This window comes from Alcaligenes sp. GCM10023179 (genome assembly GCF_042653705.1).
Taxonomy (GTDB): domain Bacteria; phylum Pseudomonadota; class Gammaproteobacteria; order Burkholderiales; family Burkholderiaceae_B; genus Alcaligenes; species Alcaligenes phenolicus.
The window spans coordinates 1,515,601-1,533,728 of record NZ_JBHSIQ010000001.1 but is presented as its reverse complement, the minus strand read 5'-3'; the positions used below and the strand labels follow the sequence as shown (position 1 = coordinate 1,533,728).

Annotated in this window: 15 protein-coding genes; 5 read left to right on the top strand and 10 right to left on the bottom strand. The window is 56.6% G+C overall.

Annotation, left to right across the window (positions count from 1 at the left end):
* Positions 1-6 precede the first annotated feature (6 nt).
* Positions 7-2,316 (bottom strand): DNA topoisomerase IV subunit A, encoded by a 2,310-nt coding sequence (parC, locus tag ACFPDR_RS06865; protein ID WP_376910929.1) that lies wholly within the window; start codon positions 2,314-2,316, stop codon positions 7-9.
* 20 nt (positions 2,317-2,336) lie between these two features.
* Complete coding sequence (locus tag ACFPDR_RS06860; protein ID WP_374698172.1) at positions 2,337-4,304, bottom strand: DNA topoisomerase IV subunit B; 1,968 nt, start codon at positions 4,302-4,304, stop codon at positions 2,337-2,339.
* A gap of 227 nt (positions 4,305-4,531) precedes the next feature.
* On the opposite strand from ACFPDR_RS06860, the gene trxA reads away from it, so the two are divergent.
* From trxA to gdhA, 3 genes are all read left to right on the top strand, one after another.
* Positions 4,532-4,858, top strand: a complete 327-nt coding sequence (trxA, locus tag ACFPDR_RS06855) for a thioredoxin TrxA (protein ID WP_009455930.1) — start codon at positions 4,532-4,534, stop codon at positions 4,856-4,858.
* Between the two features lie 69 nt (positions 4,859-4,927).
* Complete coding sequence (gene rho / locus ACFPDR_RS06850) at positions 4,928-6,184, top strand: transcription termination factor Rho (protein WP_009455931.1); 1,257 nt, start codon at positions 4,928-4,930, stop codon at positions 6,182-6,184.
* A 141-nt stretch (positions 6,185-6,325) separates the two neighbouring features.
* Positions 6,326-7,666 carry an NADP-specific glutamate dehydrogenase gene (gene gdhA, locus ACFPDR_RS06845; RefSeq protein ID WP_009455932.1) on the top strand — a complete coding sequence of 447 codons (1,341 nt, stop codon included), beginning with the start codon at positions 6,326-6,328 and terminating at the stop codon, positions 7,664-7,666.
* Between the two features lie 217 nt (positions 7,667-7,883).
* On the opposite strand, the gene ACFPDR_RS06840 is transcribed toward gdhA, so the two are convergent.
* The 7 genes from ACFPDR_RS06840 to ACFPDR_RS06810 form a co-directional block, all read right to left on the bottom strand.
* Positions 7,884-8,441 carry a flavin reductase family protein gene (locus tag ACFPDR_RS06840; RefSeq protein ID WP_257112047.1) on the bottom strand — a complete coding sequence of 186 codons (558 nt, stop codon included), beginning with the start codon at positions 8,439-8,441 and terminating at the stop codon, positions 7,884-7,886.
* Between the two features lie 70 nt (positions 8,442-8,511).
* The gene (locus ACFPDR_RS06835; RefSeq protein WP_203145677.1) at positions 8,512-9,129 is read right to left on the bottom strand and encodes an aromatic-ring-hydroxylating dioxygenase subunit beta; all 618 of its coding nucleotides are present in this window, start codon (positions 9,127-9,129) and stop codon (positions 8,512-8,514) included.
* Positions 9,126-10,439, bottom strand: coding sequence for an aromatic ring-hydroxylating dioxygenase subunit alpha (locus ACFPDR_RS06830; protein WP_063690659.1), 1,314 nt, complete (start codon positions 10,437-10,439; stop codon positions 9,126-9,128). The genes ACFPDR_RS06835 and ACFPDR_RS06830 overlap by 4 nt, the downstream gene beginning before the upstream one ends.
* A 32-nt stretch (positions 10,440-10,471) precedes the next feature.
* On the bottom strand, positions 10,472-12,358 hold the full coding sequence (locus ACFPDR_RS06825) for an ABC transporter ATP-binding protein (protein ID WP_088450316.1): 1,887 nt from the start codon (positions 12,356-12,358) through the stop codon (positions 10,472-10,474).
* A complete protein-coding gene (locus ACFPDR_RS06820) occupies positions 12,358-13,242 on the bottom strand; it encodes an ABC transporter permease (RefSeq protein WP_060185260.1) in 885 nt (294 codons plus the stop codon). Before ACFPDR_RS06820 ends, ACFPDR_RS06825 begins: the two co-directional genes overlap by 1 nt.
* A complete protein-coding gene (locus tag ACFPDR_RS06815; protein WP_060185261.1) occupies positions 13,239-14,252 on the bottom strand; it encodes an ABC transporter permease in 1,014 nt (337 codons plus the stop codon). Before ACFPDR_RS06815 ends, ACFPDR_RS06820 begins: the two co-directional genes overlap by 4 nt.
* Before the next feature lie 82 nt (positions 14,253-14,334).
* Positions 14,335-15,855 (bottom strand): ABC transporter substrate-binding protein, encoded by a 1,521-nt coding sequence (locus ACFPDR_RS06810; RefSeq protein ID WP_226348409.1) that lies wholly within the window; start codon positions 15,853-15,855, stop codon positions 14,335-14,337.
* Between the two features lie 163 nt (positions 15,856-16,018).
* Here ACFPDR_RS06810 and ACFPDR_RS06805 point away from each other — a divergent pair, with 163 nt between their 5' ends.
* Entirely contained in the window at positions 16,019-16,528 is a 510-nt protein-coding gene (locus tag ACFPDR_RS06805; RefSeq protein ID WP_035272728.1) for a V4R domain-containing protein, read from the top strand.
* Entirely contained in the window at positions 16,521-17,201 is a 681-nt protein-coding gene (locus tag ACFPDR_RS06800; protein WP_088450324.1) for a GntR family transcriptional regulator, read from the top strand. The genes ACFPDR_RS06805 and ACFPDR_RS06800 overlap by 8 nt, the downstream gene beginning before the upstream one ends.
* A gap of 32 nt (positions 17,202-17,233) precedes the next feature.
* Here the strand turns inward: ACFPDR_RS06800 and bla are convergent, their stop codons facing one another.
* Positions 17,234-18,109 (bottom strand): class A beta-lactamase, encoded by an 876-nt coding sequence (gene bla / locus ACFPDR_RS06795; protein WP_203145674.1) that lies wholly within the window; start codon positions 18,107-18,109, stop codon positions 17,234-17,236.
* Positions 18,110-18,128: the final 19 nt, after the last annotated feature.

The following is an 18,128-nucleotide window of genomic DNA, read 5'->3' as shown; positions in this document are numbered from 1 at the left end:
ACAAATTCAGGACTCTTCAGGCCGATGCAGCACAGGGTCGTTCAATTTAAGCGACAGGGCCTTGCCCTTGCCTGCCCGCTTGCCCAGATAATTGGCCAGCATGTCCAGATCCATCACGATGGTGGACGGACGCTTGCGGTTCACTCCGCTGACGGCCAGACCCGCCTCACCAAAGGCAACCCATTGACTGAGCTTATCGCCCTCATTCAGTTTGATCAGCACCGTGCCACGCCCCCCTTTGGACAGCACTTTCAGCTCCTTGATGTCCACCACCAGGAAACGTCCCTGCTCGCTGAGCAGGCCCACGTACTGATCATCCGGGCGCAAGGCCAAGGGCTTGAGCAGCTTTTTGCCATCCTCGACGGTGACAAACTGCTTGCCCGCTTTCTGCCGTGTATTCATGTCGCCCTGAGAAGCCACAAAACCGTAACCGTCGCAGGCAGCCAGCAAGTAGTTTTGGTCCAAAGGCGCCCCCAGAATATGCTCAATGGGCGCACTGGGGCTGACTTCAATCATGGAGGTAATGGGCTGACCATCGCCACGCGCTGAAGGCAAACTGGAGACCGGAACAGTATAGACCCGGCCATCGGTGCCGATGGCGACCAGGTCCGTGGTACTGCGACACTCCAGCGCATCGCGCAAGCCATCGCCGGTCTTGAAGCTGAATTGCGAGGCGTCATGGCCATGGCCCTGGCGTGAACGCAGCCAGCCTTTGCGCGACACAATCACGGTAACCGGCTCGTCAACCACCTTGGTTTCCAGCACAGCGCGCTCGGCCGCTTCAATCAGGGTACGACGGTCATCACCATAGGTTTTAACGTCTGCTTCAATCTCACGAATCATCAGACGCTTCAAGGCTTTGGGATCGTCCAGCAGCTTTTGCAAAGACTCCTGCTCGTCCAGACGCTCTTTCAGCTCTTTCTCGATCTTGAAGCCTTCCAGACGCGCCAACTGACGCAAGCGCATTTCCAGAATATCGTCGGCCTGACGCTCGCTCAGATCAAAGCGCTCCATCAGGGCGGCACGCGGCTCGTCGGATTCACGAATAGTTTGGATGACTTCATCCACATTCAGGTACACCACCATGCGCCCTTGCAGCACATGAATACGGTCGGTGACCTTATCCAGACGGTAGCGAGTACGACGCTCCATCGTGTGACGGCGGAATTCCAGCCAGTTCAGCAACACCTGGCGCAAGGAACGCTGACCGGGACGGCCATCCGTATCAATACATACCAGGTTGATGGAGACGTTGCGCTCCAGGCTGGTCTGCGCCAGCAAGGTGGTCACGAACTCGTCCCGATCAATCGCGCGGGATTTCGGTTCAAAGACCAGGCGCACCGCAGCCTGCTTGCCCGACTCGTCACGCACGGCGTCAAGCATGTTCAGCATCAAGGCTTTGGTTTGCTGTTGCTCGGTGCTCAGCGATTTCTTGCCAGCCTTGACCTTGGGGTTGGTGCGCTCTTCAATCTCTTCCAGAATCTGCTGGGAGGAGCTGCCGGGCGGCAATTCTGTGACGACCAATTGCCATTGGCCACGGGCCATTTCCTCGAATACCCAACGGGCACGAGCCTTGATGGAACCACGGCCTTGGGCGTACACCGCCGCAATATCGTCTGCGGCGGAAATAATCTGACCACCACCCGCAAAATCCGGGCCGGGGACGATCTCGTGTATGTCCTGATCGCTCAAATTCGGATTGCGCAGCAAGCTGACGCAGGCTTGGGCGACTTCACGCAGGTTGTGCGAAGGAATCTCGGTCGCCATCCCGACGGCAATCCCCGATGCGCCGTTAAGCAGCATGATGGGCAAGCGTGCAGGCAGGGCCACTGGCTCTTTCTGGCTACCATCGTAGTTGGGGATGAAGTCCACCGTGCCCTCGTCCAGCTCGTCCAGCAGCAGACGCGAGAACGGTGTCAAACGTGCTTCCGTGTAACGCATGGCGGCGGCATTGTCACCGTCGCGCGAGCCAAAGTTGCCCTGCCCGTCTACCAGCGGATAACGCAGCACAAAATCCTGCGCCATACGCACCATGGCATCATAGGCGGCCTGGTCACCGTGCGGGTGATATTTACCCAGCACATCCCCCACCACTCGGGCCGACTTCACGGGCTTGGCCGTCGGGCCCAGACCCATGGCATCCATCGCGTACAAAATGCGGCGCTGCACCGGTTTCTGGCCATCGGTCAGATCGGGCAAGGCACGTCCACGTACCACTGAAACGGCGTAATCCAGATAAGCCTGTTCCGCGTAAGTCGCCAGCGTGATGCTATCGTCCGATCCCGCCGGTTCAAAATCCAATTGATTGCTATCCATAAATAACTCTTAAGTCGGGCTCAGACGTCCAGATCGGCCAAATTGCCTTTTTCTTCCAACCAGGCTCGGCGGGCAGAAGCCTCACCCTTGCCCATCAGCATGGTGAACATGGCTTGTGTATCGCTCAGGCCATCCTCGCCCCAATGCACAGGCAGCAAACGGCGGGTGTCCGGATTCATGGTGGTATCCCACAACTGCTCCGCACTCATTTCACCCAGACCTTTAAAGCGGCTGATGCTCCAGGACTCGTTACGTATACCTTCGTTGCGCAGCTTTTCCAGTGTCGCGTCCAGCTCGCCCTGATCCAGACAGTAGATCTTGCGGGCTGGGCGTTTGCCGGCGGCAGGCACGTCTACGCGGAACAAGGGGGGACGCGCCACATACACGTGGCCCGCCTCGATCAGTTTGGGGAAGTGACGGAAGAACAGCGTCAACAACAGCACCTGAATGTGCGAGCCGTCCACGTCCGCATCAGACAGGATACAGATACGGCCATAACGCAAACCGGACAGATCCGGCTCGGACTGGGCGTCGTGCGGGTCCACGCCGATCGCCACGGAAATATCGTGAATTTCCTGGTTAGCGAACAAGCGGTCCTTATCGACCTCCCAAGCGTTCAGAACCTTGCCGCGCAGGGGCAAGATAGCCTGAAATTCCTTGTCACGGCCCATCTTGGCCGAACCGCCAGCCGAGTCACCCTCGACCAGAAACAGTTCCGAACTTTCCAGATCGTGCGACTCGCAATCCGTCAGCTTGCCGGGCAACACGGCCACGCCCGAGCTCTTGCGTTTCTCCACTTTCTGCGCCGAACGGGTACGGGCCTGAGCCTGACGCACCGCCACTTCAGCCAATTTGCGACCCTGATCCACATTGGCATGCAGATGCAGTTCCAGCGCATTGCGCACATAGCCACTGACCAGACGCACGGCGTCACGGCTATTGAGCTTTTCCTTGATCTGCCCTTGAAACTGCGGGTCCAGCACTTTGGCCGAGAGCACAAAGCTGGCACGGGCAAAGACGTCCTCGGCCTGCAGCTTGACGCCTTTGGGAATCAGGCTATGCAGTTCGGCAAAACTGCGCACGGCTTGATACAAGCCATCGCGCAAGCCCGATTCGTGTGTTCCACCCGCTGGGGTTGGGATCAGATTGACATAGGACTCACGCACAATATTGGAGTCCAGCGCCCAGGCCACCACCCAATGCGCACCTTCGCCGGCGGAGAAATTATCGTCATCTTGCGGGGCGTACTGGCGGCCTTCAAACAGGGGAACCAGCAGCTCCACCCCTTCCATTTCCTCCTGCAGGTAGCCGCGCAAACCGTCCTCATAGCGCCACTGCTGGCGCTGACCGGTTTTTTGCTGCACCAGTTCCACCGTCACGCCTTCCAGCAGGACGGCCTTGCTATGCAGGATATGAGTCAGTTGGGCCAGGGGAATCTGGGCGGAGTCAAAATATTTGGCATCGGGCCAGACCCGCACACGGGTACCCGTCTTGCGCTTGGCCACCGTGCCCGTTTGGGTCAGGGGCTGCTCCAGCTCGCCGTCGGCAAACACAATCTCGTTAGCCTGGCCATCGCGCCAGACCAGCACTTCCAGACGGCGCGACAAGGCGTTGGTCACCGACACACCCACCCCGTGCAAACCGCCGGAAAAGGCGTAGGCACCACCATTGAGCTTGTCAAACTTGCCCCCGGCATGCAGTCGCGTGAACACCAGTTCAACCACCGGCGCATTTTCTTCAGGGTGCAAGCCAACAGGAATACCGCGCCCGTCATCCTCAACCTGTATGCCGCCGTCCTCCAGCAAGGTGACAGTCAGTGTGCGGGCAAAACCAGCCAGGGCTTCGTCGGCCGCGTTATCGATGACCTCCTGCACAATATGCAGGGGATTATCCGTGCGGGTATACATGGCCGGGCGCTGACGGACCGGTTCCAGCCCTTTGAGCACCCGTATAGAAGATTCGTCGTAACGTGTAGTAGACAACTTGATTCCCGGTAGATCGTACAGAAAAACGCTATTTTACGAGTGGTTAGGCGCCAGTGGGGAAACGCTTTATTGGCGCGCGTTGCGCAGCGAATGCACATTATCAACCAGACGCAATGGTATCCTGTCAAAAATTGGCAACAAGACCGTCGCAATTGGCCGTAGAATACATTGTGCTCAGGTCACGCCACACGTATAGTTTTTCGTTATTCTCACTTTTTTTGTATCTAGCCATGAGCGACTCCATTAAACACATCACGGACGCCTCCTTTGAGTCTGACGTCCTTAACGCCGACCTCCCCGTTCTGGTCGATTACTGGGCTGCCTGGTGCGGTCCTTGTAAAATGATTGCCCCTTTGCTTGATGAGGCAGCCGAACTGTACCAAGGTCGTGTTATCATCGCTAAGCTCAACGTCGATGAAAATCCCGACACTCCAGCTCAATATGGTGTTCGCGGTATTCCAACGCTCATGCTGTTTAAAGACGGCAAAGTGGCCGAAACTAAAGTCGGTGCACTTTCCAAGTCCCAACTTAGCGCGTTTCTCGACAGCTCCCTGTAATCTCTGATTAACCGCACGCAGGCCCTTCGCTGGCCTGCGGTCTGCTGCTGAAAGCCCTTCCCCACTCCCATGCACCTGAACGAATTAAAAGCTCTGCACGTCTCGCAGCTGCTAGAAATGGCTGCCACTCTGGAAATCGACAACGCGAACCGCTTGCGCAAGCAAGAGCTGATGTTCGCCATCATGAAAAAGCACGCCAAAAAGGGCGAGCAGATTTTCGGCGACGGGGTGCTTGAAGTCCTGCCTGATGGTTTTGGCTTTCTGCGTTCGCCAGAAACCTCTTACCTGGCCAGCACAGACGATATCTACATCTCCCCTTCGCAGATACGTCGTTTCAATCTGCACACGGGTGACTCCATTGAAGGTGAAGTGCGCACCCCTAAAGACGGCGAGCGCTACTTTGCCCTGGTAAAAGTTGACAAGGTTAACGGCATGCAGCCTGAGGCCATCAAACATCGCATCATGTTTGAGAACCTGACGCCGCTGCACCCGGACCAGCCCATGCGCCTGGAGCGCGACATCAAAAGCGAAGAGAACATCACAGGCCGTATCCTGGATATCTTCTCGCCTATCGGTAAAGGCCAGCGCGCCCTGATCGTGGCCAGCCCCAAATCCGGTAAAACCGTGATGATGCAGCACATGGCTCACGCCATCACGACCAATTACCCCGAGGCCATCATGATCGTCCTGCTGGTGGACGAGCGCCCCGAGGAAGTAACCGAGATGCAGCGCACGGTGCGCGGCGAAGTGGTGGCCTCCACCTTTGACGAACCCGCCACACGTCACGTGCAAGTGGCCGAGATGGTCATTGAAAAGGCCAAGCGCCTGGTTGAATTGAAAAAAGATGTGGTGATCCTGCTGGACTCCATTACCCGACTGGCTCGCGCCTATAACACCGTGGTCCCTGCTTCGGGCAAGGTTTTGACCGGTGGTGTGGACGCCAACGCCCTGCAGCGCCCCAAACGCTTTTTTGGCGCTGCCCGTAATCTGGAAGAAGGTGGCTCCTTGACCATCATCGGTACTGCCCTGATCGAAACCGGCAGCCGCATGGACGAAGTCATCTATGAAGAATTTAAAGGTACCGGCAACTCCGAAATCCATCTGGAGCGCCGTCTGGCCGAGAAACGTATTTACCCAGCCATCAACCTGAACAAATCAGGCACACGTCGTGAAGAGTTGCTGATCAAGCCCGACCTTCTACAAAAGGTCTGGGTTCTGCGCAAGTTCATCCATGGGATGGATGAAATTGAAGCCATGGAGTTTATCCTGGACAAAATCCGGGCCACAAAGACCAACTCCGAATTCTTCGACATGATGAAGAAGTAAATCGAACATCCTGCGCAAGCCTCTCTATACGAGAGGCTTGCTTGCGATGGGCGTATGATCGGGTGCATTCCCGTGCATCCATTCTTTCAATCTGCTGAGTTCGACTCGAGTTCTCAGTATTGCAAACAGAGTTCGCTTGCAATGAAATCTATCTCTCTAGAACAGTTCCTAGCCAGAGTGCAGTCCCGCGACCCCAACCAGCCTGAATTCATGCAGGCCGTTCGGGAAGTCATGACCAGCTTGTGGCCCTTCATCGAGAAAAACCCCCAGTACGCCGATCATGGTCTGCTCGAGCGTCTGGTCGAACCCGAACGTGCTATCCAGTTTCGTATTTCCTGGGTAGATGATCGCGGCCAGGTTCAGGTCAATCGCGGCTTCCGTATTCAGCACAGCAATGCCATCGGTCCTTTCAAGGGCGGCATGCGCTTTCACCCTTCGGTGAACCTGTCCATTTTGAAGTTTCTGGCGTTTGAACAGACCTTCAAGAATGCCTTGACCACTCTGCCCATGGGCGGCGGCAAAGGCGGCTCGGACTTTGATCCCAAAGGCAAGTCGGATGGCGAAGTGATGCGCTTTTGCCAGGCCCTGATCGTTGAGCTGTACCGTCACCTGGGCCCCGATACCGACGTTCCTGCTGGTGATATCGGCGTGGGCGCGCGTGAAGTGGGCTTTATGGCCGGCATGATGAAAAAACTCTCCAACAGCGCAGCCAGTGTGTTCACCGGCAAGGATTTGTGCTTTGGCGGCAGTTTGATTCGTCCTGAGGCCACCGGTTATGGCACCGTATATTTCGTACAGGAAATGTTGGCACGTAAAGGGCTATCCTTGGACGGCATGACAGTGTCCGTTTCCGGCTCGGGCAATGTGGCTCAGTACGCCATTGAAAAATGCCTGGATCTGGGTGCCAAAGTCGTTACCGTTTCCGACTCGCAAGGTTGCGTGGTGGACATGGATGGCTTTACGCGTGAAAAACTGGCTTCCCTGATGCACGTTAAAAATGTACAGCGTGGCAGTCTGGTCGATTACGCCCAGCAACATCACCTGCTGTACGAACAAGGCAAACGTCCTTGGCATATCCCTGTGGATGTCGCCCTGCCTTGCGCCACCCAGAACGAACTGGACGGCAAGGATGCCGAAATCCTGATCAAGAACGGTGTACGTTGCGTTGCCGAAGGTGCCAATATGCCCAGCACGCTGGATGCAGTCGATGCCTTTATCCACGCCAAGATCCTGTATGCCCCAGGCAAAGCCAGCAATGCGGGCGGTGTTGCCGTATCCGGTCTGGAAATGAGCCAAAACGCCCAGCGCTTGAGCTGGACACGCGAACAAGTTGACGCAAAGCTGCACTCCATCATGCGTGACATCCACGAAAATTGTGTGAACTATGGTCAAGAAAGCAACTTCATCAACTACGTTAACGGCGCCAATATTGCCGGCTTTGTCAAAGTCGCCAATGCCATGCGTCATCAAGGCGTTTATTAAGTTTTGCGCCTTGCTCAGTAGTCAAAAAAACCGCCCACAAGGCGGTTTTTTTTGTTTCTGGCCCAACCGAAAGTGTCTATTGCAGGCTTGATGTTATCTGCCCTTGAAAGCTGTCTATGTTTCAGTCATCTGTGTAGAGCAAAAAAGCAGGCCCTTAGCCAAAACTCACTGATCTACAAACACAGCCAGGACGAAAACCAATCAACAGGCAATGACATCAAGGAAGAAGAATATCTCCCCGCTGTGCATAATACGGTCCAGCCCACCGAGCCAAAGGCCGATACGCCTCCAGATTCACTCTCCCTTTTTCGTCCATCAAGGATGAATCCACGTAGAAGGCCAGCACTTCCAGAATATGCAGCTGGTTAACTCCCCGTCCCAAATCCACCACCTGATCCAGCCTGCACTCCATCTGCACGGCAGCGCCATCCAGACGAGGTACACGCACATGCTGACTGGGCACGAGGTGCATGCCCAACTCCTGTACCTCACTCTGGCCGGGCGGCAAAGCAGCGGCACTGGCATGAACCGCAGCCAGATCAGACTGACGACATAACTGCACCACACACTCTTTATTGGCCTGCAAATTACGGGCCGTATCCTTCAAGCTGCCATCCTCATTGCGGTTGATATTGATCGCCAGCATGGGCGGGCTATGCGCCACATAGTTAAAGGAGCTGAACGGTGCCAGATTCACACTGCCCGACTCCTCCAAGGTACATACCCAGGCAATGGGGCGCGGTACGATCAGGGACGTCAGCAGGCGATAAGCCATGCTGTCGTCCATGCCTTCACACGGCAGGCTGAGATAGCCTGGTGATGGGTCATTCAAGTGCATATAGGGCCTAAATGAAGAGCTGAATGGTGGGCAAATAGCCATCCACGCTCAGCAAGTCCACCCGCTTTTCCACGATCTCCCAAGCCTGATCGACGGCGCGCAAACGGTAAGAGGCAGTAGCGGGCAGAACCTCGGTTTTTTGCTTCTGATACTCCGAATAAATCAGATTGATGCGCACGGTATAGCAGCCATCTTCATCAGGATGTTCGGACTGAACACGTGGATGTTGAATCACACGCAGACCACGTACACCGGGTTGCAAGGAAAAGGCACGATGGTGCGACAGGCGGTCGATACGCAAGCGCATCAACATACGGTTTTCCAAGGCAATACACATGCGCCCTTCCGGGCTTTCCTGGCCGGACTCACCAGGAATCCAGTACAGCCCATCCTGTGCGAACAGCTCGTACCATTCGTCAAAACGCCCCTCGTCCAGCAGGGCGTTCTCTTGCCATACAAAGTCTTGCAGGCTTTGTTTCAGACTCTCCATTTGGCCCAGACGCTGGTTTTGCTGCGGATTCAATGGCTGCTGCGCCTTATGTTGATATTGCTGTTGCTGACCATCTTGCCATGCATGCTCTCCTCGACCGCTACGCTGGCCCTGCTCTTGCACCGTCCCCATCATTCCTGCTCCTGCTGCTTCATGCCTTGCTTCCAGGCACGGTATTGGTTGCGTATGACCCATTCATTATTCGCGTCGTCAAAGCTGCCCTTGCCCTGCTCGCCTTCTTGCGCATCGTATTGACGCAGCAGATTCACCCACGGATTGCCTTGGGCTTTCAGGCTGGCTTGCTGGCTCTCGAACAAGTGCACATCATCATGGGCGACGACGCTCATGGGGGAATACACCAGACGGCTGTACGTCAGGCCGCGATCCAGCATTTCACGCGGCGCTCCTTTGGGCTGAAACACCCATACTTCCAGCAAAGTGCGATCAACCGCTAAAGGTCGCAATACACGAATAATCTGCGGCGAACCCTTGGCTGCCATGCTGGGGTAAAACACCACATTTTGTGGATTGAAACCCAGCACCCGAGCCGCTTTTTCCTCGCCCCAGGCTTCGTTCATCATGGCTTCGTAGCCTGGAATCCCGGAGTAGTCGGTATGAATGCTGAACTTGGTGCCCAGAATGCTGTGCCCGTTCGGGTAAGTTTCCACACCCATACGTGAATAGAAGTCGTAGCCCGAACCGAAGGGCAGCAATTGCTCCAGTGCGGTAGGGTCCTCTTCCTTGAACACTTCACCCACCTTGGCAGCCGAGCTGGAGGCCGACTCATGCGTGGAGATGGGATGGACGGTGTCGTTGATGTTCTCCATGTACATCTTCCAGTTGCAGTTGATGACGGTACGAATCGAACCGCCTGCCACCTGCAACTCCCCTTCCGGAGAGCGATCCGCCATATTGTCCAAAGCCTGCAACACATCCCCGAAATACTCTTGCAGGCTGAAACCTTCCTTGCTGAGGCGGGCAAACACAAAGCCCCGATAGCTTTCTACCGCCCCCGGTGTGGACAGGCCGCCCGCAGCCGGACATTGCGAAAATTCCGTGTTTTCATAGGCATTTTTCAGCGGCACCGCCAGCAGCGAGCCATCCAGCTTGTAGGTCCAGGCGTGGTACGGACAACGCAGCATCTTGCCCACATTGCCGCTGGGTTCGCTGACCAGTCTGGCCCCCTTGTGAGCGCAACGGTTCATCACCACCCGCACCGAGCCATCGCTATGGCGCAGCATGATGACGGGGCTTTGTGCCAAGGTCACCGATACATAATCGCCCGTTTTGGGCACCTGACTTTCATGGCCCACATAGAGCCAGGCACGGCTGAACAGCCGTTCCATTTCCAGTTGAAAGACATCCTCGTCCAGATAGGCATCCCGATGGACCTGATGGTCCTGGGTCAGGCCCGACAAGGCGGCCTCGTTATTGGCATAACTCATAGTGCTTCCTGTAAATACGAGTAAAACGGGATTCAGACCGCCATAGCGGGTACTAAGGCGGGTGCAGCCTCACTCACGATTTGGGATGGACAGTCCACAGGCGCAGGCCAGATCTGGCTGGAATCATCCGGCGGCACACTGCCCAGCAAAAGACGGGTATAGGGATGCTGCGGGTCGGCAAACACCTCGGCGGTATTTCCTTGCTCCACGACTTCACCGTTTTTCATCACCAGCACTCGTGTGCACAAATAGCGAATCACGGACAAGTCGTGCGAGATGAACACCACCGCAACACCCAATTCCTTATTCAGTCGCAGCAAGAGATTCAAAATCAGCGCCTGCACCGACACATCCAGACCGGACACAATCTCGTCCGCCACCAGCAGACGCGGCTGCACACATAAGGCGCGGGCAATGTTCACGCGTTGCTTTTGCCCGCCGGACAGCTCCGAGGGAAAACGCAAACCGGCATCCTGGGCAATGCCCACCTGCGCCATCAATTCATCGGCTTTCTGACGACGCTGCTCGGGCGTCATACCCGGCTGCAACTCCAGCACCTGCGTCACCAGCTGCTGCACGCTACGACGTGGGTTCAAGGCCGAGTCAGGGTCCTGAAACACCATCTGAATCGTTTGCGACAAGGACTCGCCTTGCCCTTTGGCAAACTGCTCGCGGGACTGACCTTGCACCAGCACTTGCCCACCACTAGGTTGCAACAAGCCCACCATCAAACGGGCGACAGTGCTTTTGCCACTACCGCTTTCCCCCACCACGCCAACCATTTCGCCGGGACGCACGCTCAAGGACAAGGGCCGCAAGGCATACATCAGGCTGCGGCGGCCGTTGCGTGTGACTCGGTAGCTGCGCTCCACATTCTGGAACTCCACCAGCGGCGCGGACTCGTCAGACGGCCCTTGCGGCAAGACATGCAGCTGGGTTTGAGCGGCCGTATCGCGCGTCATACAGGGACCGGCACAACTTACCCAATGACCGGGTTTCACCGCTTCCAACTCTGGCGCGCGCTGTTCACAGACCGCATTACGCGTAGGACAACGACGGGCAAAACGACAGCCCGGCAGATCCCGCATGTCTTTCAAGCCCGGCATGATGTCGGCCAGCGACGGCAAGGCATACAAAGGGCCATTCAGTGCTGGCGTCGCATTCTTCAAGGCCCAGGAGTAAGGATGCAAAGGTGTATCCAAAACATCTGCAGCGGGACCTTGTTCAACCACATCCCCAGCATACAGCACGGCCACCTCGTCACAGACATGGGCAGCCATGCGCAGATCGTGGGTGATCAGAATCACGGCGGTTTGATGCCGCTGCTGTACATCGCGCAGAATCCGGATGATTTGCGCTTGGGTAATCACGTCCAGCGCCGTGGTGGGCTCGTCGGCCACAATCAATTCCGGATCACCGGAAAAAGCCATGGCAATCAAAATGCGCTGACACTGCCCACCCGAAAGCTCATGGGCATAGCGCCCCAACATGGACGGCGGATCGGGCAGCCCCACCTCATGCAGACGCTCCAGGCAATATTGCTCGCGCGATGCGCGGGGAATGCCCAGTCGAGCCAAATGCTCGAACATCTGCTGGCGTATGGTCAGCACCGGGTTTAGCGAGGACAAGGGCTCCTGCGGCACAAAAGCCACTTTGCGACCCAGCAGACGACGCATTTGTGCACCCGTGACCACTGAACCCTGGAAACAGACCTGGCCCGAGGACAGACGCAGGTTGCTGGGCAACATGCCCGAGATCACCCGCCCTATCATGCTCTTGCCCGCGCCGGACTCCCCGACCAGCCCCAAGGTGCGGCCTGCCTGCACTGCAAACGAGACCTTGCGCAACAGCTCTACCGATTGCCCTTGTACCGGCACCGAGACACTGACTTGCTTGAATTCAATAACCGGCACGCTCATCAGTGCGCTCCTCGTTGCTTGAGCCGAGGATCCAGCGTGGTGCGCAAACCATCACTCAGCAAATTGAAACCCAGCACTGCAAACACAATGCCAATCACTGGCGCCATCAGCCCCCAGCCTGCCTGGTAAATCTGGTCACGACCATCAGCCAGCATTACGCCCCAGGCCACCACATCCGACGGAACAGAAAGGCCCACGAAACTGAGGATGGCTTCAACCACAATAGCCACGCCCATTTGCAGGCTGAACAAGGTGACGATCAGTGGCGCCACGCTAGGCAATACTTCACGCAACATGATGCGCAGATGAGAAAAGCCCAACAAATGCGCGGCATACACATAATCACGCTGACGCGCCACCAGCACTTCCGCCCGAACCACGCGATAAAAACGAGTCCAGTCCACCAGCACCACAGCCAGAATCACGTTGAACAGGCCCGTGCCCAAGCCCACCATCAACATCATGGAAAACACCACGGGCGGGAATGCCATCCACAACACCACCAGGGAGCTAACTCCACGGTCGAACCAGCCACCGATATAGCCCGCCAAGATCGCCAGCACCGTACCCAGCACCATGGTGCCGGCGGCAGCGGTCACCGCCACCTGAAAGGCCACGCGGCTGCCATAAATCAGACGCGACAAAATACATCGCCCCAGGCCATCGGTTCCCAAGGGATACTGCGCCAGACCGCCGTCCTGCCAGGCGGGTGGCAAGAGCGTGGCCAGCAAGTCCTGTGCATTAGGATCATTGGGCGCCAGCAAAGGGGCAAACAAGGCCACCAGAGCAAAGATCAAGACCAGAGTGCCGCCAAGCAGCACTTTGGGATGGGCCAGCACAGGCCGCAGCCGCGCTTGCCAGAAAGAATGTGGATGCACGCTCATGCGGACCTCAGACGTGGATTCATAACGCTGTACAAGCCATCGACACAGAAGTTGACGGCCAACACCATCAAACAGAACACCAGGGCCACGCCCTGAATCAGGGGAAGGTCGTGGTTCTTGATGGCTTGCACCATCAGATTGCCGATACCGGGAAAGGAGAAAATGACTTCAATCAGCAAGGTGCCGCCAAACAAAAAGCCAAATTGCACGCCGATCAAGGTCAAGGTAGGCAAAGCGGCATTCTTGAGCATGTGCACCAAGAGCACTCGCCACTCAGGCACACCGCGCAGACGGGCGACGTTCACGTATTGGCTGGTCGCCGTTTCGATCAGGCTGGAGCGCAGCACACGAATCACGATGGGACTGAAAGCCAGGGCCAAGGCCAGGGCGGGCAAAAGCAAATGCGAAAAGGCATCCCACCAGGCTTGCCACTGACCGCGTATCAAGAGGTCAAACAACAGAAAGCCGGTGCCGCCATCCACAGCGGGTGTGCCTTCCATCCGTCCCATAAAGGGCAAGACCGGAAACAGCACACCGAACACCACGATCAAAATAATGCCCCACAAAAAGGACGGCACCGACAGAAGCAGCACCAGCACAAAGTCGGCCACAAATTCGATCTTTTTCTTGTCCAGCAAGTACAGAACAAGGCCGCCGGGAATGGAGATCAGCAAAGCCATCAGCAAGCTGATACAGGCCAACTCCAGCGTGGGTGGCAAAGCTTGCGCCAGCAAACCTGTCACTGGCTGATGAAAGAAGATGGAGTTGCCCAGATTGCCGCGAAACACACCGCTCAACCAAACCTGGTACTGATGCAAGGCCGAACCATCCATGCCCAGCTCAACACGCAGTGCCTGTGCATCGGCTTCCGTGGCCGAAGGAGGCAGCATCATGCCCAGAGAGTCAGCGGGAATGACGCGCAGCATGAAGAACACGATCATGGACAGCAGGAACGCCGTCACCAGCACGAAGACGAGCTTGCGCGCCATCAGGAAGCAAACGTTTTTCATGAAGAGAACCGCAGGAGAAAATATGCCGGGTCAAACCCGGTAGATCACCCCGCAGCGCGAGGCTGCGGGGCACATGAAAGGCTTACTGCCAGGAATATTCCTGCGGCAGGATGTAGCCCGTCTGATAGGTGTTGAGCTTCAAGCCCTTTTTATAGGCAATGGTGGAGATGGACTGCAGCACCGGCAGGCTCCAGGCCTGTTCCGCCGCTTCACGATTCAGCGCCTGATAGCCAGCTACTCGCTTGTCCTCGTCCATCTGACGGTTCAGCTCATCCAGCGTGCCCGCCAGACGCTCTTCTTTCCAGGTGGAAAAACGCAGGCGCGGGTCCAGAATGCGGCCCGTGAAAATCTCCGGATCGCCAGTTGCATTAGCCCAGCTGTACAGCATCACACCCGTCAATTTGGACGAATGACTCAGCTCCAGATACTTGGCCACAGTAATTTCTTCAACCGTGGTCTGCACACCGATCTGGCTCCACATCTGCGCCACCGCACGGGCCACGTCATAGTCCGAAGGGAAGGTGTTATTGGTGGAGTACAAGGTAATGGTCAGCGGTTTTTCCGTGCTGTAACCCGCTTTGGCCAGTTCCTCTACCGCTGCTTTCTTGTCGAAGGGAATATTCAGATCCGGTACATCACCAGGCGAGCCTTTGGTAGCCAGAACCGACAAGGGCTGGGCGACATTTTTGTAGAAGGCACGGGACAAGCCTGCTTTGTCGATCGCCATATTCATGGCGCGACGCACATGCACATCCTTGAAGCTGTCTACATAGCTGGGCATTTGCAGAATGTAGATCTCGCTATAGGGGTAGACCTTGGCTTCCAGCTTGGGATTCTTTTCCAGGCGGGTAATTTCGCGCACCGGAATCTGTACCGAGACATCTGCCCGACCGGACTCAACCGCAGCAACACGCGCCGAGGAATCCGGCACGATTTCAAACACGACCTGCTTCAGGTCTGGCGCACCTTGCCAGTAGTCCTCAAAGGCTTCCAGGGTGATGCGGGAACCACGCTGATAATCGCTCAGCTTGTAGGGGCCTGCGCCAATTGGACGCTTCAGGAACTCCTCTTCCCCCACCTTCTCGAAATAGGCTTTGGGCAGGATATAGGCCGACAAGAAGGCCAGGCCTTTGGGGGCCGTTGGCGTGGGCGAGCTGAAATGGATAATGGCTTCCAGCGGGCCGGTGACTTCCACCGACTTCAGGGTGGGCAGCATACCGTTCAGGGCCAGGGTTTTCTTGTTGATCGCACGATCAAAGGTGAACTTCAAGTCTTCAGCCGTCATGTCGCTGCCGTCATGGAATTTCACCTTGTCGCGCAGCTTCACCTTCAGGGCCTGACCTTGCTCGTCCGCCCATTCCCAGGACTCGATCAGACGCGGTGCCACCTTCAAATCGTCACCCACAAACAGGGGTGAATCAAACACGGCCTTGTAAATCGACTGGCCCGCCGGAAAGGTAACCGAGGTCGGATCCCAGGACGGGATATCGACCGGGAAAGCAATTTTCAACTCGCTCCCGGCTGCCTGGCTGACCGTCCCCCAGCCCATCATCAAGGCTGCCCCCAAGGCCAGCCCCATTACGCTTTTTCGCAACGCTTTCACCATTTGTCCCCTTTTGTTATGCACTTCATTCCAGCGTTAGTCCGCCTTGCGAAAAAGTATATAGTTTATTCTTAAATTAAATAGATAATGGTTTTCCCTATAATTTATTTGCTTTAATATCAATCTATTATCTAAAAACAAAATAATATACTTTTACTTTAAAATGACAGAATTCAGAGACAGATTAAGCTGGGATACGGCACAGGGCCAGATTTTGGACGACGATCGGCGCTACTTGATGATGCGTGTCGACGTGTTGATGGGGCTGTTTCGCCGGCTAGATGAACCCGCCCGAACACAGGCGCTAGATGCATTGGGGCAGGCCGTAATGGAACAAGGTGGTTTGTCAGCCAAGGCGTATTGGGAAGCCATCAATCACGACCCGCAGGCCTTGCTGCACAGCATTGCCGATATCTCGGCTCAGCTGGGTTGGGGGAACTGGGACATTCAAACAAAGGCCACGGGAGCCTTGCAGGTCCGCGTGAAAAACAGTCCCTTTGCATGGGGGTTTGGCCCCCATGATCGGCCCCTGTGCCGCCCTATCGTTGGTATGCTTACAGCCGTCGGCCAACTGATCTACGATCAGCACGTCCAGGTGCAGGAAACACACTGCTGCGCACAGGGATTTCATGCCGACTGCCTGTTCACCGTCTTGCCCAAAACCAATGAATAAAAACCAGCCTGCCGCCCCCAAACTGAACATACGCCAGCAGGTCTACAAACACCTGCGCAGCCGCATGCGCAGTGGCGACATCAGCTATGACGACCGTCTGGTCGACCATGAAATTGCTGCTGAACTGCAAGTCTCGCGCATGCCTGTGCGCGAAGCCTTGCTGCAACTGACCAACGAAGGATTGCTGGAGGGCACCTCGCGCGGCTTCATGCTGCGGCGCTTTACTCCGGCCGATATTGCGCAGATTTTTGAAATACGCATGTTGCTGGAACCCGAAGCAGCCGCCGCCGCCTGCTTGCAGGCCAATCTGGAAGGGTTGGCCTTGATGAACAAGGCTGCCAATGCCTCAGAAAAAGCCCATGCCGCCGCCGACCCCATGCAGTACATGATTGCCAACGATGCGTTTCGGGAAAGCTGGATTTCGCTATGCCCCAACCCGCACTTGAGCACCATGATTTTTCGTCTGAGTGACCACGTGGAAGCGGTGCGTCTGGCTACCTTGCGCGACACGCGCTATCGGGAGCTTTCCATGCAGGCCACCCGAGCCATCCTGCAATCTTTTCTGGACAAGGACCCAGAACAGGCACGCGAGCATGTACGCACGAATCTGCGCCATGCGTCCATGAGCTATTACGCGACACTGGATGAAATGCTGGAGCGTCAGACCGGCTAGGGATCGTGCCGCTGCCGGTGTCTGCCCGGTGATCAGGGCTGTGCTTTCTGATCCACAGCCGTTGCAATGGCCTTGCCAATCGTGGCGATGGCCGCATTGCGCTCTTCCATGGAAGCCTTGGTTTCCGTGATGTAGACGGCAACCACCAGCGGCGCACGTCCAGGGGGCCACATCACCGCCACGACACCGCGTGTGCCGTAAGCCGCTGCCCCGGTTCGGTCTGCCACCGTCCAGCTTTCCGGGACGCCAGCCCGCAGCAAAGGCCCACCCACTTCGTTATGGCGCAGCCAGTCAATCAAGCGATCACGATCTGGGGCTTTAAGCGCATCGCCCAAAACCAGACTCTGCAAGGTATGCACCATGGCTTGCGGGGTTGTTGTATCCCGTGGATCACCAGGCGTAGCTTCATTCAAGCTGGGCTCGTTGCGATCCAGACGCGTCACCGTGTCACCCACGCTGCGTAGAAAGGACGTGATCGCTTCAGGCCCGCCCAGCATCTCCAGAACCCCATTGGCCGCAGTATTGTCGCTGTTGCGCATCGTGATCGCACACAATTGCGACGCTGCCACATATTGTCCTATCAGGTTTTCTGTCGTCGGGGCGTAAGATTGAATAGCCTCTTCCTTGACCAGCCAGGCGGTCTTCATGGCACCCGGCCCTCGGGCCAACAACGCCGCGCAGATCAAGGCCTTGCTGGTACTGGCCATAGGGAAGCGTTCATCGGCACGGTATTGCCACAACTGCCCATCTGTCGTATCCAGTACAGCCAGTCCGACACGGGCCTGCAAGGATTGTTCGACCGCTTGTGCGGCCTGAGCCACAGGATGCGTTTGCGCTCCAAGCGCATGGAACGGCAGGCTCGCCACGAGCAAGGTCGCTGCCAGTTGTTTCAGTCTCTGTGCGCTCATCGGCCCATCCTTTGCATAA

What these genes read in the sequence shown, in the direction of transcription:
- parC (WP_376910929.1), bottom strand. Translation starts at nt 2,316, where the DNA reads ATGGATAGCAATCAATTGGATTTTGAACCGGCGGGATCGGACGATAGC.
- trxA (WP_009455930.1), top strand. Translation starts at nt 4,532, where the DNA reads ATGAGCGACTCCATTAAACACATCACGGACGCCTCCTTTGAGTCTGAC.
- rho (WP_009455931.1), top strand. Translation starts at nt 4,928, where the DNA reads ATGCACCTGAACGAATTAAAAGCTCTGCACGTCTCGCAGCTGCTAGAA.
- gdhA (WP_009455932.1), top strand. Translation starts at nt 6,326, where the DNA reads ATGAAATCTATCTCTCTAGAACAGTTCCTAGCCAGAGTGCAGTCCCGC.
- ACFPDR_RS06840 (WP_257112047.1), bottom strand. Translation starts at nt 8,441, where the DNA reads ATGGCTTATCGCCTGCTGACGTCCCTGATCGTACCGCGCCCCATTGCC.
- ACFPDR_RS06835 (WP_203145677.1), bottom strand. Translation starts at nt 9,129, where the DNA reads ATGATGGGGACGGTGCAAGAGCAGGGCCAGCGTAGCGGTCGAGGAGAG.
- ACFPDR_RS06830 (WP_063690659.1), bottom strand. Translation starts at nt 10,439, where the DNA reads ATGAGTTATGCCAATAACGAGGCCGCCTTGTCGGGCCTGACCCAGGAC.
- ACFPDR_RS06825 (WP_088450316.1), bottom strand. Translation starts at nt 12,358, where the DNA reads ATGAGCGTGCCGGTTATTGAATTCAAGCAAGTCAGTGTCTCGGTGCCG.
- ACFPDR_RS06820 (WP_060185260.1), bottom strand. Translation starts at nt 13,242, where the DNA reads ATGAGCGTGCATCCACATTCTTTCTGGCAAGCGCGGCTGCGGCCTGTG.
- ACFPDR_RS06815 (WP_060185261.1), bottom strand. Translation starts at nt 14,252, where the DNA reads ATGAAAAACGTTTGCTTCCTGATGGCGCGCAAGCTCGTCTTCGTGCTG.
- ACFPDR_RS06805 (WP_035272728.1), top strand. Translation starts at nt 16,019, where the DNA reads ATGACAGAATTCAGAGACAGATTAAGCTGGGATACGGCACAGGGCCAG.
- ACFPDR_RS06800 (WP_088450324.1), top strand. Translation starts at nt 16,521, where the DNA reads ATGAATAAAAACCAGCCTGCCGCCCCCAAACTGAACATACGCCAGCAG.
- bla (WP_203145674.1), bottom strand. Translation starts at nt 18,109, where the DNA reads ATGAGCGCACAGAGACTGAAACAACTGGCAGCGACCTTGCTCGTGGCG.